Here is a 16,315-nt window from a genome sequence, read left to right as displayed (position 1 = left end):
AGTGTGGCGCAGGTGAAGGCAATCCGCAGATTTACCGTCAGAACAGTCCTCCCGGAACCCATCAGGCCGCTGGCCCGATTGGCCACCAACCTGCGCTGGTCCTGGCACCGGCCCACCAGGGAACTTTTCGCGGCACTGAACCCCCGCATCTGGGAAGAATCCGGCCAGGATCCCATCATTTTCCTGGGCCGGGTCAGCCGCGAAGAGTTCCAGCGCCTCGCCGCCGAGCAGTCAGTCGTTGACCAGGTCCGGGCCGCCGCCGAGGACCTTGACCGGTATCTTGAGCAGCCCCGCTGGTATCAGAGCCTGGGCGGGGAAGCCCCCGCCGCCATCGCATATTTCTCCCCCGAATTCGGCATCACCGAAGTCCTGCCGCAGTACTCCGGCGGCCTGGGCATCCTGGCCGGCGACCACCTTAAGGCCGCCTCGGACCTCGGCGTGCCCCTGATCGGCGTGGGCCTGCTGTACCAGGCCGGCTACTTCAAGCAATCGCTCTCCCGCGATGCCTGGCAGCAGGAGACCTATCCGGTCCTCGACCCTGACGGGCTCCCGCTCACGCTCCTCCGTGAGCCGTCCGCCGACGGCAACGGCCGGGCCCTGCAGATCTCGCTCCCGCTCCCCAACGGGCGCCGGCTGCTGGCACACATCTGGCGTGCCGACGTCGGACGCGTTCCCCTGCTACTGCTGGACTCCAACGTTCCCGGCAACGACGACGCGGCCCGCGGCATCACGGACCGCCTCTACGGCGGCGGCGGCGACCACCGCCTGCAGCAGGAGCTCCTGCTGGGCATGGGCGGAGTCAAGGCCCTGCGCGCCTACCAGCAGCTCACCGGAACCGCGGCGCCCGAAGTATTCCACACCAATGAGGGCCATGCCGGCTTCCTGGGGATTGAGCGCATCCAGGAACTGATGGCCGGCGACGCCGCCCTCAGCTTCGATGAAGCCCTCGCCGCCGGCCGGGCGTCAACGGTCTTCACCACCCACACGCCCGTTCCCGCCGGAATCGACCGTTTCGAAATTTCCCAGATCCACCACTTCTTCCAGGCCGGGCTCGCGCCCGCGGTACCGGTGGACCGGATCCTTGAACTGGGCCGGGAAAACTACGCCGATGGCAATCCCTCAGTTTTCAACATGGCCGTGATGGGGCTCCGGCTGGCACAGCGGGCCAACGGAGTCGCCAAGCTGCACGGCGAGGTATCCCGCGGGATGTTCTCGGCCCTGTGGCCCGGGTTCGACCACTCCGAGGTGCCCATCACGTCCGTGACCAACGGCGTGCACGTGCCCACCTGGGTGGACAGTCGTATCTCCCGGCTCGCGCGGGAACAGTTCGGCTCCGAGGCCGAAGCCATGGGCCGCTGGGACCTTGCCTACAACGTCAGCGACGCCGACGTCTGGGGGCTGCGCCGTGAAATGCGCACAGCACTCGTGGAGGACGTGCGCCGCCGCCTCCGCGCCGCGTGGAAGAAGCGCGGCGCCGCCGACGCCGAGCTTGGCTGGACCGACAGCGTCCTGGACCCCGATGTGCTGACCATCGGCTTCGCCCGCCGTGTCCCCACATATAAGCGCCTGACGCTGATGCTCCGCGAGCCGGACCGGCTCAAGGCGCTGCTGCTGCACCCGGAGCACCCGATCCAACTCGTGATCGCCGGAAAGTCCCACCCGGCAGATGACGCCGGCAAGAAGATGATCCAGGATCTGGTCCGCTTCACCGACGACCCCGAGGTCCGCCACCGCATCGCATTCCTGCCGAACTACGACATTGCGATGGCCAGGACACTCTTCCCGGGCTGCGACGTGTGGCTCAACAACCCGCTCCGCCCCCTGGAGGCGTGCGGCACGTCGGGCATGAAGGCCGCCATCAACGGTTCGCTGAACCTCTCTGTGATGGACGGCTGGTGGGATGAAATGTACGACGGCGAGAATGGCTGGGCGATCCCCACCGCCAACAATGACGCGTCCCCCGAGGAGCGGGACGACATCGAGGCGGCAGCGCTGTATGGACTCCTGGAAACGCAGGTGGCGCCGCGCTTCTACGGGAACACGGTATCTGACAGTGCAGGTGCTGCCGGACCGTCCACCACGGGTACGGAGAAAGTCCCCACGCACTGGGTGTCAATGATCAAGCACACGCTGTCGCATTTGGGCCCGGCCGTTTCCGCCGAGCGTATGCTTCACGACTACGTCAACCTGCTCTACCGCCCGGCAGCCGAGGCCGGACGCAGGGCAGTTGCCGACTCCTACGCCCAGGCCCGTGTCCTCGCGGCGTGGACGGCCAAGGTGCGTTCCGCGTGGCCGCTGCTGCACGTTGAACATGTCGACTCCGTGGGAGTTTCCGAGGATCCGCAGATCGGGGACACCCTGCAGGTGAACGCCTACATCGCGCTGCACACCCTGTCTCCGGACGATGTATCAGTGGAGGTGGCCTATGGCCGCGCCGAGGAAAGCGACACCCTGGCGGACGTCACCTTGATGGAACTGAGCTCGAAAGAGGACCTGGGCGACGGACGCCACCTGTTCAGCGGCTCCCTGCTGATCGACCGGTCCGGTCCGTTCGGCTACACCGTCCGCGTCATGCCCCGGCACGAGGCACTGGCTTCCAAAGCCGAGCTGGGGCTGATCGTCAACGCCTGACGGGCAGCGTCACATCTAGCAGCGTCACATTTAGAGGAGCACGGCCGTGACCGCCAGGTCACGGCCGGCGTAGCTCTCGGCATCCTGGAGGACCTCGCAGATGATCCCGAAGGACCGGTCACCGCGGAACGCTGCGGCCACCTCCCAGATGACGGTGACCGGGGTGCCCCCGTCCTCGCCAATGCTGTCCGCGAAATCGTGCAGGGAATCGTTCAGGGCGTCCATGTTCACGCCATAGTGCTCAGGGAATGCGAGCACTTCGCCGAACGTTTCCAGGACAGCCCTCTTGCTGTCGGCAGCGGGGACCATCAGGCTGCGGCGGCCGGCGTCGGCGACCTGTTCCCGGAGTTCTTCGATGGTCCAGGTATCGGCGGAGTAAATTTTCATGAGGGTGTTCAGCTGCCTTCTGCAATGAATTTGAACGAGTCGTAGTGGTCCTGGGTGTAGTACTTCTCGCCCGCGGAGCCCGTGATGATGCGTCGGGCTCCCCTGTCCGATTCACCCGGTGTGGGCACCGTGTACTCACGGTAATAGCCGGAGTCCTGCCGTGGAAGGATACGCTCGAAGTTGCCGAACGTCTTGTTGTCCTGGCTGTAGCGGTAGGGACCGCCGGCCCGGATCGCGGTGAGGATCGTCCGGGCTTCGTCCGGCAGCTGGGATTCCTTGACCGCGGGCAGGCCGGTTGGGTTAGCGGGTATTACCGCCGGGGCTGGAACCTCCACGGGACCGGGCGTGAGAGCGCTTGGACGCGGGGCCGCGCTGGAACTGGCCGCCGGCGTCGAACCTCCCGTCAGTGCATCGAGGAGCCCGCTGCCGCCAAAAGCGATCACCGCTATGGCCAACAGAACGGTCAGCAGCAGGGCAAAGGAGCGGTTGCGCAATCTTGGTCCCCTCCGCAGTTACGTGCGGTAGATGTTGATCGAGTTTGCCTCGATGCTGTCTGTCTCGCCGGACGTCACGCGGACGCCCTGCCGAAGCTCGTGGAGTGGCGAGGTGGTCAGCCGGAGTTCAAAGATTCTGCGGGGCGTTCCGTCGTCGTTCTTGAGTTCCGGAAGTGTGATCTTCACGTCGGAGGTGCTGCCGTTGACCACCACGAGACCTGCCAGCGTACCGTCGTCAGAGCCAAGCAGGAGCTGCATGACACGGTGCCGGGGATCATTCCATTGATCCATGGACATGGGCTGCCCGGCGTGGTCAAACCAGTAGAGATAGGACTGCTCATCCCGAGCGGGAAAATCATAGGGTTGGCTCGCCAGGAACTCCTTGCGCAGTCGGACATAGCGTTTGGTGCTGCGGAGCATCTCCGCGGATTCCGGGGTCCGCGTCCAGTCGAGCCAGGCCAAGGGGTTGTCCTGGCAGTAGGCGTTGTTGTTGCCCTGCTGCGTGTGCGCGAGTTCGTCACCTGCGGTGATCATCGGCACGCCGAGGGAGATCATCAGGGATGCCATCAGGTTCCGCCGGGACTGCGCCCGCTTCGCCACGATGCCTTCGTCCTCGCTCCGGCCTTCGGCGCCGTGGTTGTAGCTGCGGTTATCCCCGTGACCGTCCCGGTTCTGTTCGCCGTTGGCCTCGTTGTGTTTGCGGTCGTATGACACTAGGTCGTTGAGCGTGAAGCCGTCGTGTGCCGTGATGAGGTTGACCGACGCAAGCCGGGACCGGCCCGACGCCTCAAACAGCCCGGCCGATCCCGACAGGGCATCAGCCAGCCGCGCCACGGAGCCGCCCTGGCCGCCGGCATCGATGGCCGCACGGTCGGCCAGCCAGAATGAACGGACGCCGTCCCGGAAGTGATCGTTCCAGTCAACCCAGCCGCCGGGGAATCGTCCCGTCTGCCAGCCACCGTAGCCGACGTCCCAGGGCTCGGCGATCAGTTTCACGTCGGACAGCACAGGATCGGCGGCCACGGCCACCAGGAACGGGTGCCGGGGATCAAAGTCGTTGTCCGCATTACGGCAGAGCGTCACTGCCAGGTCGAAGCGGAAGCCGTCAATATGGAATTCGTCCACCCAGTACCGGAGTGAATCCAGCACGAGCTGGACCACTCGGGGCTGGCCGAAATTCAGTGTGTTGCCGCAGCCCGTGGTGTCGATGTACTTACCGTGGCCGTCCGTGCGGTAGTACGTGTCATCGCCTAGTCCGCGGAAGCTGATGGCCTGGCCGTCGGGGCCACCCTCTGCAGTGTGGTTGTAGACAACGTCGAGAATCACTTCAAGCCCGGCGGCGTGGAGCAGCTTGACCATTCCCTTGAACTCGTCCTGGACGGCGTGCGGTCCGGCATCCTGCGCAGCCTGCGTTGCATAGGCCGGGTGCGGTGCGAAAAACGCTGCCGTGTTGTAGCCCCAGTAGTTGGTCAGGCCGAGGTTCTGCAGGTGCAGCTCATCGAGATGGAAGTGAACCGGGAGCAACTGGACAGCGGTGATACCCAAGCTCTTGAAATGCTCGATGATGGCCGGATGGGCCATACCTGCGTACGTGCCGCGCAGTTCCTCCGGGACATCGGGGTGGAGCATGCTCTGGCCGCGGACGTGCGCCTCATAGATGATGGTGTTTCGCCACTGCGTCCGGGGCCGTTCGTCGTTGCGCCAGTCAAAATCGCCGGCCATCCGGACACTCGTCAGGAAGCCTTCCCCCTGGTCCACCGCCCGGCCGTAGGGATCGAGCAGGAGAGGCTGCCCGCCGTCGTCGTCCAGATCAATAACGGGAACTGCCAGCGGCAGCGTCTCGGCCTTGGAAGTGGCGCGGAACCCGTACAGCGATCCGTACGGGAAATCCTCAACAATTCCGTGATGCACGCCGTGGGTGACGTTGGGCAAGGCTTGAAGATGCCAATCACCCCCGGCGGCCTTGTAGGCGATTTCAAGGTTCTCCACGGCCGGAGCGTACACGGCCACATTCGCGCTGGACTGCGCGGCATGATCCGCCCCCGAACCCGGGCGCGGAACGCTGACACCGAGCGGGTGCGCCGAAGAGGCATCCTTGGTGGAAGCGGTATCAAAAAGCGGCATGACCATCAGGTCAATGGTAGCGGCCAGCGGCTGTTGGACTGCACTGCCGCTTTTGTGACGCCGCCCGCTGGCCTTGGGGCTGTGTTCCGGGAGCCGCCGGGTGTTCCAACCCGAGAGCAAGACCCCTCCTGCCGTGATGTGGCATGAGGGGTCTCGACAGGCTCGCCCACCGGAGCGGCAGCCGCAGCGAGGACTACTTGACGGCGCGCTGCCTGGAGATTTCGTACAGCGAGATGCCAACGGCCATGGATGCGTTGAGCGATTCCATGGCGGAGTTGATCGGGATGGAGACGATCTGGTCGCAGTTTTCGCGGACCAGGCGGCTCAGGCCCTTGCCCTCGGACCCGACCACAATGCACACGGGCTCCGTGGCCAGGGTGAGGGCAGGCAGCGAAACGTCGCCGTCGCCGTCGAGCCCCAGGACAAAGATGCCCATGTTCTTGAACTGCTTCAGCGCGCTGTTCAGGTTGCCGGCACGTGCCACTGGAACGCGCACGGCCGCGCCCGCGCTGGTCTTCCAGGCCGATGCCGTGACGCCGACGGAACGGCGTTCCGGGACGATGACGCCGTGGCCGCTGAAGGCCGAGACGGAGCGGATGATGGCGCCGAGGTTGCGCGGGTCCGTGATGCCGTCGAGGGCAACAAACAGCGGCGCGTTGGCTACGTGGCCCTTCTTCCAGCGGTCCACAGTTTCCTCGGCCAGCTCGTACGCGTCCTGGTACTCGTAGGGCGGGATCTGCAGGACCAGGCCCTGGTGCACGGCGTCTTCCGTCATGCGGTCCAACTCGATCTTGCCGGTCTCGAGCAGCGGAATGCCGCGTTCGGCGGCGATCTTCAGCGACTCCTTGACACGGTCATCCATTTCAATCCGGATGGCGATGTGCAGGGCCTTCGCGGGGATCCCGGCGCGGAGGGCTTCGACAACCGAGTTACGGCCGGTGACAACTTCCTCGGTGGCACGGCCTTTGGGGCCTGAGCGCGAGGCGCCGGCGCTGCGAGCGCCCGTGCCGCGCTTGGCGGCCGAACGTTCGGACAGCTGCTTACTCTTGTGCGCCTTGTGGTACGGGCGGTCCTCCGCCTTGGGCGTGGGGCCCTTGCCTTCCAGAGCCTTGCGGCCATGACCACCGGTTCCGATGGTTGGCCCCTTCTTTGCTTTGACCGACCGGCGACCGTTGTTGGCCATGATTTTCCACCCTTGATTGTTTGACTGAGTCTGCTTACCAGTCTACTGAATCAAGTAAAATCGCCAGTTCAGTTCCTTTGCAGGCTCCAGGTAGCGCCTTCCGGGCCATCTTCGACGACGACGCCGGCCGCCTTCAGCGTGTCCCGGATGGCGTCGGAGGCTGCCCAGTCCTTGCCGGCCCGGGCCTGGGCACGCGCGGCGAGCTGGGCTTCGACGAGCACCTCGAGGGCCCTGTCCGCCTGGCCAGTGGCGACGGGCGCCGCGGTGGCGCTGAGACCAAGGACACGGAGCATGTCGGTCACGAATGCGAGCGCCTGCCGGGCGTCGTCGAGTTCCCCGGCGGTGAGCGCGGTGTTCCCGGCCCGGACAGTCTCGTGCAGGACCGCAAGGGCCGCTGGGACATTCAGGTCATCGTCCATGGCCGCGGCAAAAGCCTCCGGGACGGTGCCGTAGCTGAAGAAGCCGGCAGCGCCGTCATGAGTCATAGTGCTCCGAAGCGCACGACTGATGAACCCGTCAATCCGTTCGACGGCGGCCGCGGCGTCCTGCAGGGACGTGGGTTGGTAGTCCAGGACCGAGCGGTACTGCGCCTGCCCAAGGTAGTAGCGGACCACCCGCGGTGACGCGAGGTCCAGCATCTCCGCAGGGCTGATGGTGTTGCCGATGGACTTGGACATCTTTTCGCCCTGGTAGGTGACCATGCCGTTGTGCATCCAGAAGTTGGCGAACCCGTGCCCGGCGGCCTGGGACTGTGCCATCTCGTTTTCGTGGTGCGGGAAGCGCAGGTCCAGTCCGCCGCCGTGGATATCAAACTCGGTGCCGAGGTACTTTGTGACCATGGCGGAGCATTCCAGGTGCCAGCCCGGGCGGCCGGGGCCCCAGGGCGACGCCCAGATCGCCGTCGTCGGCTCTCCGTCTTTGGAGCCCTTCCACAGCGCAAAGTCGCGGGGGTCCTTTTTGCCCCGGGGATCGGCGTCCGGGGCACCCTGCATGTCGTCAATGTTCTGGCGCGTCAGTGACCCGTACTTATCCCAGGAGCGCACGTCGAAATAAACATCCCCGGAGTCGTCCAGCGCCGGGTAGGCGTGACCCCGGTCGATCAGCTGCTGGATCAGCTCATGCATTTCGGGGATATGCCCGGTTGCCCGGGGCTCATAGGTGGGCCGGGCAACACCGAGCGTGTCGTAGGCCTGCAGGAACGCCTGCTCGTAGCGGTAGGCCAGTGCCCACCATTCCTCCTCGCGGACGGCGTCCGGGCCGGCTTCGAAGTCCGGGGCGAACGACTCTGCAGACTTGGTCAGGATCTTGTCATCGATGTCCGTGACGTTGCGGACCACGGTGACCCGCAGCCCCCGGTACTCGAGCCAGCGCGTGAGCTGGTCAAAGGCGATCGCCGAGCGGATGTGGCCCACGTGCGGCATGCCCTGCACGGTGGCTCCGCAGTAGTACAGGCTCGCTTTTCCCGGGACGAGGGGAACGAAGTCACGGACTTCGGCGGCAGCGGTGTCATGGAAGCGGAGAGTCACCGCTCCAGATTAGCGGAAAAGGCCTGCGCGCCGGCTCCCACGCCCTATCCGGACTGAACAGCCCGGGTGTATCAGCGCGGATAGACCAAAGCGGTGGCGATGGCGGAGATGCCCTCGCCCCTGCCGGTGAAACCCAGTCCGTCGCTGGTGGTGGCCGTGACACTGATCGGAGCCCCCGCCGCCTCGCTCAGCACGCGTTGGGACTCTTCCCGCCGTGGGCCGAATTTGGGCCGGGTGGCCACGAACTGCACAGCCACGTTGCCGATCTCAAATCCCGCAGCACGGACAATCCTGGCCGCCTCTCCCAGCAGCGTGACGCCGGAGGCGCCGGCGAACTCCGGGCGGTCGGTGCCGAAGTGTGTACCGAGGTCCCCGATGCCGGCGGCCGAGAACAGTGCGTCGGCGGCGGCATGAGCCACCGGGTCTCCGTCCGAATGCCCGGCCAGGCCACGCTCGCCTTCCCAGAACAGACCGCCCAGCCAGAGCGGACGGGGAAGGTCATCGGAGGCGTAGGCATGGACATCAAGGCCGATTCCGGTGCGGGGCAGGATCATCTTGGTTTCACTCACGACTAACCTTCCACCCAGCGGATACCCAGCGGACCTTCCAGCAGGCCCTCGGCAATAATCAGGTCCAGCGGCGTGGTGATTTTCAATGACTGCGTGGAGCCATGGACCGCGTGCACCGGAACGTCCAGCAGTTCGACCAGCATCGCGTCGTCGGTGACCGCGGCCGCTTGTTTCTCATCAAAGCCCGACGCCGCCTGATGGGCCTGGATCAGCGTGGACAGGCGGAACCCTTGGGGTGTCTGGACCGCGCGGAGCTCTTCCCGCGGGGCAGTACCCGTCACGAGTTCCGGGGCGATGCTGGTGTCGTCACCGGTGGTGGGGGTAACCATCTTCACTGTATCCACCACCGGTACCGTCGGAATCACCGCAACGGCGCCGGCAGCCAGGGAATCAACTACCCGGTGGAAGACGTACTCGGGCGTCAGCGCCCTGGCGGCGTCGTGGACCAGCACGGCTTCGGTGCCGTCCAGCAAGGCGGCCAACGCTGACCGGACGGACGCGGCACGGGTGGCGCCGCCGTCGACCGTTGTCAGAACAGGAGGAGCGCTGTCCGGGTTTCCGTCGTGCGCTGCCCGGAGTTCCTCGGCGAAGTCCTCGCACAATTCCTGCAGGACGGCATCGCCGGGCGGAAGGGCCACACAGATCTGGCGTGCAACGCCGGCTGCGGCGGCGCCCCGGAGGGCATGGGTGAGGATGGTGTCGCTCCCCAGTGGCACACGCGCCTTGGGTATGCCATAACCCAACCGTTCGCCGGAACCGGCAGCCACTATGACGACGGCGGTGACGGGGCGCGGAAGTCCGTTGTTCATGCTGCCCAGCCTACGTGCCCGCCTGCCCGGCCTGCCGAATCCCGACCGTCCGACGCGCCTGGCGCATCGGACGTGGTCCGATCGTGGTCCGAAAAAGGGCAAAAAGAAGCCCCGGAGGCACTTGCGTGCCCCCGGGGTTCAATTCTTAGGAAGCCAGGACCTCGTCGAGAACGCTTGCAGCCTTCTCTTCATCAGTCTTTTCAGCCAATGCAAGTTCTGAAATCAGAATCTGACGGGCCTTGGCCAGCATGCGCTTCTCACCTGCGGAAAGGCCCCGATCGTGATCACGGCGCCAGAGGTCGCGAACAACCTCTGCTACCTTGATGACGTCACCGGAAGCAAGCTTCTCCAGATTTGCCTTGTATCTGCGCGACCAGTTGGTGGGTTCTTCAGTAAACTCGGCCCGCAGCACGTCAAATACGTGCTCCAGACCTTCCTTGCCCACAACGTCACGGACCCCAACAAGGTCAACGTTCTCTGCTGGAACTTCAATGGTCAGATCACCCTGAGCCACCTTGAGCTTGAGATACATTTTCTCTTCGCCCTTGACAGTGCGCATCTTGATTTCTTCAATTTTTGCAGCACCGTGGTGAGGGTAAACTACTGTCTCGCCGACCTCAAATACCATGTAAACATTCCCCTTTCCCGCAGACCAGTTTATCACGATCCAGGCATATGACTGGCCTCCAACCGGCCCCGGAACCCCGGAAATACGCGGAAAATGGGCAGAATAGACCCCCTTGGACCCCTTGACGGATGCAGATAATAGTGCATGCGCGGCCTGCTGCCAAGGGCAATGTGACCGCACGGAATCCTCGTTTGGCCCGGTTTGCCGTTAGGCTATGGCTGAATAATGTTTCAAGACTCTCGAGGAGTACGTGACGTGCGTTTCACTGCGATGAACCGGGCCCAGGGCGGAAAACTGGCACTGGCGGCAGGATCCCTGGCCCTCGTCCTGGCGACGATGACCGGCTGTGGCTACATCAACCCCCAACAGACTTCTCACCAGTACGCGGCGTCGGACGGTATCCGCGCCGACCTGGGTCCGCTGCAGCTGCGCAACATGCTGATAGTCTCCGCCGGCGAAGACAAGCCCGGCCGCCTGCTCGGCGCGGTTTACAACTCCTCTTCAAAGGACGTCAAGCTCACGGTCAACGGTGCCGAGGGTTCGCAGACACAGGTGCCGGTGAAAGCCAACTCCTACACCCTGCTCAACGACTCCACGGACAAGGCCATGCTCAGCACCAGCGGCGGCATCGCCGGTTCACTTGTGGACGTCAAGGTCACTGAAGACGGCACCAACGTGAGCAAGACTGTCCGGATCCCTGTCCTGGATGATTCGCTGGCGGAGTACAAGGAGTACCTGCCGGCTGGCAGCGAACCGACCGGTTCCGCCACACCCAGCCCGTCGCCGTCGGCCACCGGCACAGCCGCGGCCCACTAAACAGCAACAAAGCACAAAAGGAGGGTCTCCCCGCGGGGAGACCCTCCTTTTGTGCACTTGAAGCTTTGTATGCCTTACCGGTAGGGAAGCCTACGGCTCGAACTTGTAGCCCAGGCCGCGGACTGTTACCAGGTAGCGGGGCACGGACGGGTCCGGCTCGATCTTGCCGCGCAGCCGCTTGACGTGCACATCAAGGGTTTTGGTGTCCCCCACATAGTCCGAACCCCAGACCCGATCGATCAACTGCCCGCGGGTCAGCACGCGGCCGGAATTGCGCAGCAGCATTTCCAGCAGCTCGAATTCCTTCAGTGGCAAGAGGACCTGCTGTCCCTCCACGCTGACCACATGCCGTTCGATATCCATCCGGACAGGTCCGGCCTGCACCGTGGCGGAGATGAGCTCCTCAGGTTCACCCTGCCGGCGGAGCACGGCCCGCACGCGGGCCACAAGCTCGCGGGAGGAATAGGGCTTGGTGACGTAGTCGTCAGCACCCAGCTCCAGGCCAACCACCTTGTCTATCTCGGAGTCCTTGGCCGTCAGCATGATGACCGGAACGCTGGAGCGCTGCCGCAGCTGGCGGCAGACCTCAGTGCCTGACAGGCCGGGTAGCTGCAGATCCAGCAACACCAGATCAGCCCCATTACGGTCGAATTCGGTGATGGCGTCCAAGCCGTTGTCTACAACCTCAACCTCGAATCCCTCCTTGCCCAACAAATAGGACAACGGATCACTGAAAGATTCTTCGTCTTCAACAATCAAAATCCTGCTCAAGAGCTGGCTCCTTGCTCATGTACACCGCGTTCTTTAACACGCTCGGGTACGACTCGTTGTTTGGCACCTGCAGTATCCGGTTCGTCCCGGCTTTCCATCTCAGGCAGCCGCAGGGTGAAAGTGGAACCCTGGCCGGGCCGGGACCACAAGGTCACTTCACCGCCGTGGTTGGAGGCAACGTGCTTGACAATGCTCAGGCCCAGGCCCGTTCCGCCCGTGTGGCGCGAACGCGCCGCATCCACCCGGTAGAAACGCTCAAACACGCGCTCCTGGTCCTCCGGGGTCAGGCCCTCGCCCTGGTCCGTGACGGAAACGGCAATCAGCCCCTCCTTGGACCGGACGCCCACGCCCACCCTGGTGTTTTCCGGGGAGTAGCGGATGGCGTTGTCGATCAGGTTACGCAGTGCGGTCACCAGCAGGTCCCGGTCGCCGAAGACAGTTGCTTCAACCCGGTCACCCACTACGATCCGGATGTTCTTGCTTTCGGCGGGGAGTTGGGAGCGGTCCACTGCTTCGGTGATGACCGTGTTGATGTCCACTGCCTTGCCCTCCTGGGAGACGCTGGCACCCTGGAGGCGGGAAAGTTCGATGATGTCCTGGACCAGCGCGGCCAGGCGGCCCGATTCCTTGTGCATCCGCTTGGCGAAACGGCGAACAGCTTGTTCGTCGTCGGCTGAGGACTCCAGCGCCTCGGCCAGCAGGGAAATTGCGCCCACCGGGGTCTTCAGCTCGTGGGACACGTTGGCCACAAAGTCGTTGCGGATCTCCTCAGTGCGGGTGATTTCGGTGCGGTCGTCGGCCAGCAGGACAATATATTCCTCGCCGAGCATGGCTGCCCGGACTTGCACGATGATGGTTCCCTGGCCCAGCGGGCCACGCGGCAGCTCCAGCTTTTTCTCCAGGATCACGCCGTCGCGGCGCACTCCGGCCGTCATGTCCAGCAGCTCCTTGTGGACCACCGTATGGCCGCGTACCAGTCCGTACGCATAAGCTGCGGGGCTGGCCCGCACCACACCGTCCACGGCGTCCACCACTACAAAAGCCCGTCCGACGACGGCCAGCACCTCCGCGGCGCCGGCAGGCAAGGCAGGTTCGTCCATGTCGACGTCGACAAGCTTGCGCTGCTTTTCACTGATCCTGAAGGCGAGCACACCAAAAGTGCCGAGTGACAGGCCGACCAGGCCGGCGATGACACCGATGAGCATAGGATCCACAGCTCCAGCTTAGGCCGTGGTTCATTGCCGGACGGTGCGTCTTGGTCCTTAGGGGAGACGGTTCAACTAACGTTCATCTACAAGCGACTTAACGTTTACCGGACGCTGACAGCGTTATACGTTGGAGTGCCGAATGGCGACAAGAGTTCCGTCTGCCACGTGAGGGGCGGAGTTCCAAAGAAAGGACGCCCACGTGCGTAAGGTTTTTCAGGAAGAGCTGACCCAGGTGGGTGAGCAGCTGGTGGAGATTTCGAAGCTGGTCAGCGAGGCAATGGGGAAGGCCGCTACGTCCTTCCAGGTTGCCGACGTTGATCTGGCGGAGGATGTCATTGCCGCGGACGCCCGTATCGACTTTTTGCAGACCAGTCTCGATGAGCGTGCCATCGATATCCTTGCCCTGCAGGGGCCGGTGGCCAGCGATCTGCGGATGATCGTGGGTTCCCTGCGCATGAGCGCTTCCCTGGAGCGGATGGGTGACCTGGCCCGCCACATCGCCCAGCTGGCCCGGCTGCGCTTCCCGTCGACTGTGATTCCTGCCTCCATGACGGAGACGTTTAACAAAATGGCCGAGCAGGACCAACTGATCGCGGACAAGCTCATTGTGCTGCTGGAGTCCCGGGACCTCGAAGTAGCCCGCGACATCCTCAAGGCCAACAGCACCATCGACGACCTTCACCTGAGCGTTTTCAAGGCGATCGCCGCGCCGGACTGGGCCGAGTCCCCCGCCACCACGGTGGATGTGGCCCTTGCGAGCCGCTACTTCGAACGCTTCGCCGACCACGGTGTGTCGGTGGCCCGCAAGGTCACATACCTGGTCACCGGCGAATGGCAGCCGCAGGGCTTCTAGCTACTCCGGAACCACATACGACGGCGGGTCGGTCACCTGAGGTGACCGACCCGCCGTCGTCAATTAACCGTCAACGCAGCGGGTTCTTCGGCCGGAGTGCGTCTAAGGGAGGAACGACCGAGCACTCGGCGAAGAACCTGCGGAGTCCTACTTCTTGCCCTGGTTGGCCACTGCCAGGATGGCTTCCGCAGCAGCGTCCGGGTCCAGGTAGGTGCCGCCCGGCTTGACCGGCTGGAAGTCCTCGTCCAGGTCGTAGACCAGCGGGATGCCCGTCGGGATGTTCAGGCCGGCGATGGCGTCGTCGCTGATGCCGTCCAGGTGCTTGACCAGGGCGCGCAGCGAGTTGCCGTGGGCGGTGACCAGGACCGTTTTGCCGTCCTTGAGGTCTTCCTTGATATCTGATTCCCAGTAAGGAAGCAGGCGGACCAGGACATCTTTGAGGCACTCGGTGCGGGGCAGTGAGTCGCCGAGGTCCGCGTAACGGGGGTCGCGGGCCTGGGAAAACTCGGAGTCATCGGCCAGGGGCGGCGGCGGGGTGTCGTAGGACCGGCGCCATTCCATGAACTGGTCCTCGCCGTATTCGGCCAGGGTCTGTGCCTTGTCCTTGCCCTGCAGGGCGCCGTAGTGGCGTTCGTTCAGGCGCCAGTCCCGCTTGACGGGGATCCAGCCGCGGTCTGCCTTGTCCAGGGCGCTGTTGGCGGTGTTGATGGCCCGCTTCAGGAGCGAGGTGTAGAGGACATCCGGGAGAAGATCGTTCTCAACCAGGAGCTCGCCGCCGCGTGCTGCTTCCTCGCGGCCCTGGTCGTTCAGGTCAACGTCCACCCAGCCGGTGAACAGGTTCTTGGCGTTCCATTCGCTGTGGCCGTGGCGCAGCAGAATCAGCTTGTAAGTCATGATTTTTATCCTAATTGATCTGCTGAGGCGCCGCCGGGCGTTACGTTCTGCAACGCGGGGTCACTTACGGCCCATGGCGGAGCGTTGGATGGGCCGTAAGTGACTCCGCGTTGGAAGATACAGTGGGGCGGTGGTGCAAAAAGCTGAACGGGTGGCAAACGCCCAGATCTCGGGCAGAACCGCCGGCGGGCCAGCCAAACCCGCCAAGCCAGGCACGCCTGTTGGAAACGTCACCCGGGGCACCACCAATCCCAACCGGATGCGGCGGGTGGACCGCTGGCTCACCGGCCCCCAGGCCTCGCGCCTGCGCGCCGCAGAAGACCCACTCGTGGTTGATCTGGGCTACGGTGCAACGCCGGCCACCGCCGTCGAACTCTTTGAACGCCTCCGCACCGTCCGGCCGGACGTGCGGGTGTGTGGCATCGAAATCGAGCCGGAGCGCGTCCGGGTGGCCAAAATGCTTGAAAGGCCGGGCCTGAGCTTCCAGGTGGGCGGTTTCGAGCTGCCGCTGCCCGGGCGCCCGGTGTTGGTCCGCGCGTTCAACGTCCTGCGGCAGTATGAAGAGGCTGACGTGGCGGGGATCTGGCGGCTGGTCCAGGGCCGGCTTGCCCCCGGCGGGCTCTTTATCGACGGGACCTGCGATGAGATCGGGCGGCGCGTGACGTGGGTTGCCCTCGACGCCGAGCGGCCGTTGTCCCTGAGCATGTCCGTGCGGTTCGGCAGCTTTGACCTGCCCTCGGAAATTGCCGAGCGGCTGCCGAAGGTGCTGATCCACCGCAACGTTCCCGGTGAGCCTGTTCACCGGCTGATGCAAGCCATGGACCGGGCCTGGCTGGAGTCGGCGCCGCTGGCGTCATTCGGTAACAGGCAGCGCTGGCACGCCATGTGCAAGGCACTGCTCGACAGCGGGTGGCCGCTTCAGGACGGGCCGTCGCGGTGGCGCCTGGGCGAACTGACGGTGGCCTGGGATGCTGTGGCGCCACTGGGTTAGGTGGCGGCCGGTGGTGGGCCCACGCCGGCAGGGTTCCCTCAGCGAGCTTGCGACCTGAGGGGGCCGGTGGGGACTACCAGCCGCCGTAGGGCCCCGTGTTGCGGCTGCCGCCGCGGCCCGCGTCCTTGACCGCCGGCCGGACGTCGGCGAGGTACACCGAGGCTGAAACCACGGCCGCGAGCCCAAAGAGGCCAAGTGTGCCGAAGATTCCGCCGCCACTGAAGAGCGAGATGGCGCCGATCAGGGTGGCGCCGCCGGTCAGTGCCAGCCAGAAGGTCTTGGTTCGTTTGCCCGTCGCTTCAAAGGCGGCGGACTTGTGCCTGACGCAGTCCAGCAGAGCCCACACTTCAAGTCCGAATGCCACCAGGGCAAGGATAAAAAACACTGCCAGCTCTACAGGCCGAATTATCAGTTCACCGTCCACCGTCCAA

General features: G+C 64.6%; 16 protein-coding genes. 4 read left to right on the top strand and 12 right to left on the bottom strand.

Features of this window, described 5'->3' with window-relative positions; all coding sequences use genetic code 11:
• Positions 1-12: 12 nt before the first annotated feature.
• Positions 13-2,631: an alpha-glucan family phosphorylase gene (gene glgP, locus ACQCS0_RS04330; RefSeq protein ID WP_354154625.1), complete on the top strand. Its 2,619-nt coding sequence runs from the start codon at positions 13-15 to the stop codon at positions 2,629-2,631.
• A 30-nt stretch (positions 2,632-2,661) separates the two neighbouring features.
• Here the strand turns inward: glgP and ACQCS0_RS04325 are convergent, their stop codons facing one another.
• The 8 genes from ACQCS0_RS04325 to ACQCS0_RS04290 form a co-directional block, all read right to left on the bottom strand.
• Entirely contained in the window at positions 2,662-3,018 is a 357-nt protein-coding gene (locus ACQCS0_RS04325) for a barstar family protein (protein ID WP_282330038.1), read from the bottom strand.
• 8 nt (positions 3,019-3,026) lie between these two features.
• Positions 3,027-3,512 (bottom strand): ribonuclease domain-containing protein, encoded by a 486-nt coding sequence (locus ACQCS0_RS04320; RefSeq protein WP_354154626.1) that lies wholly within the window; start codon positions 3,510-3,512, stop codon positions 3,027-3,029.
• Between the two features lie 18 nt (positions 3,513-3,530).
• The gene (gene glgX / locus ACQCS0_RS04315) at positions 3,531-5,642 is read right to left on the bottom strand and encodes a glycogen debranching protein GlgX (protein ID WP_354154782.1); all 2,112 of its coding nucleotides are present in this window, start codon (positions 5,640-5,642) and stop codon (positions 3,531-3,533) included.
• 187 nt (positions 5,643-5,829) lie between these two features.
• Entirely contained in the window at positions 5,830-6,819 is a 990-nt protein-coding gene (gene rlmB / locus ACQCS0_RS04310; protein ID WP_282330035.1) for a 23S rRNA (guanosine(2251)-2'-O)-methyltransferase RlmB, read from the bottom strand.
• A 68-nt stretch (positions 6,820-6,887) separates the two neighbouring features.
• A complete protein-coding gene (gene cysS / locus ACQCS0_RS04305) occupies positions 6,888-8,345 on the bottom strand; it encodes a cysteine--tRNA ligase (RefSeq protein WP_426939198.1) in 1,458 nt (485 codons plus the stop codon).
• A 71-nt stretch (positions 8,346-8,416) separates the two neighbouring features.
• On the bottom strand, positions 8,417-8,899 hold the full coding sequence (ispF, locus tag ACQCS0_RS04300; RefSeq protein WP_354154783.1) for a 2-C-methyl-D-erythritol 2,4-cyclodiphosphate synthase: 483 nt from the start codon (positions 8,897-8,899) through the stop codon (positions 8,417-8,419).
• 17 nt (positions 8,900-8,916) lie between these two features.
• The gene (gene ispD / locus ACQCS0_RS04295) at positions 8,917-9,723 is read right to left on the bottom strand and encodes a 2-C-methyl-D-erythritol 4-phosphate cytidylyltransferase (protein ID WP_354154628.1); all 807 of its coding nucleotides are present in this window, start codon (positions 9,721-9,723) and stop codon (positions 8,917-8,919) included.
• Between the two features lie 145 nt (positions 9,724-9,868).
• On the bottom strand, positions 9,869-10,351 hold the full coding sequence (locus tag ACQCS0_RS04290; protein WP_026266570.1) for a CarD family transcriptional regulator: 483 nt from the start codon (positions 10,349-10,351) through the stop codon (positions 9,869-9,871).
• 270 nt (positions 10,352-10,621) lie between these two features.
• Between ACQCS0_RS04290 and ACQCS0_RS04285 the strand changes: the two genes are divergently transcribed.
• Positions 10,622-11,167, top strand: a complete 546-nt coding sequence (locus ACQCS0_RS04285; RefSeq protein WP_426939523.1) for a hypothetical protein — start codon at positions 10,622-10,624, stop codon at positions 11,165-11,167.
• Between the two features lie 90 nt (positions 11,168-11,257).
• On the opposite strand, the gene ACQCS0_RS04280 is transcribed toward ACQCS0_RS04285, so the two are convergent.
• Positions 11,258-11,938, bottom strand: a complete 681-nt coding sequence (locus ACQCS0_RS04280; protein ID WP_185262586.1) for a response regulator transcription factor — start codon at positions 11,936-11,938, stop codon at positions 11,258-11,260.
• A complete protein-coding gene (locus tag ACQCS0_RS04275; RefSeq protein ID WP_354154784.1) occupies positions 11,935-13,143 on the bottom strand; it encodes an ATP-binding protein in 1,209 nt (402 codons plus the stop codon). Before ACQCS0_RS04275 ends, ACQCS0_RS04280 begins: the two co-directional genes overlap by 4 nt.
• A 202-nt stretch (positions 13,144-13,345) precedes the next feature.
• On the opposite strand from ACQCS0_RS04275, the gene phoU reads away from it, so the two are divergent.
• Positions 13,346-13,999: a phosphate signaling complex protein PhoU gene (gene phoU / locus ACQCS0_RS04270; RefSeq protein ID WP_354154630.1), complete on the top strand. Its 654-nt coding sequence runs from the start codon at positions 13,346-13,348 to the stop codon at positions 13,997-13,999.
• A 147-nt stretch (positions 14,000-14,146) separates the two neighbouring features.
• On the opposite strand, the gene ACQCS0_RS04265 is transcribed toward phoU, so the two are convergent.
• Positions 14,147-14,893: a phosphoglyceromutase gene (locus tag ACQCS0_RS04265; protein ID WP_354154631.1), complete on the bottom strand. Its 747-nt coding sequence runs from the start codon at positions 14,891-14,893 to the stop codon at positions 14,147-14,149.
• Positions 14,894-15,023: 130 nt separating this feature from the next.
• Here ACQCS0_RS04265 and ACQCS0_RS04260 point away from each other — a divergent pair, with 130 nt between their 5' ends.
• Complete coding sequence (locus ACQCS0_RS04260; protein WP_354224109.1) at positions 15,024-15,884, top strand: class I SAM-dependent methyltransferase; 861 nt, start codon at positions 15,024-15,026, stop codon at positions 15,882-15,884.
• A gap of 73 nt (positions 15,885-15,957) precedes the next feature.
• Here the strand turns inward: ACQCS0_RS04260 and ACQCS0_RS04255 are convergent, their stop codons facing one another.
• Complete coding sequence (locus ACQCS0_RS04255) at positions 15,958-16,308, bottom strand: DUF2516 family protein (RefSeq protein ID WP_354154633.1); 351 nt, start codon at positions 16,306-16,308, stop codon at positions 15,958-15,960.
• Positions 16,309-16,315: the final 7 nt, after the last annotated feature.

This window comes from Pseudarthrobacter sp. S6 (assembly GCF_050156575.1).
In the GTDB taxonomy this organism is placed as follows: domain Bacteria; phylum Actinomycetota; class Actinomycetes; order Actinomycetales; family Micrococcaceae; genus Arthrobacter.
The sequence above is the reverse complement of the archived record's forward strand: the minus strand, read 5'-3'. Positions and strand labels throughout refer to the sequence as shown.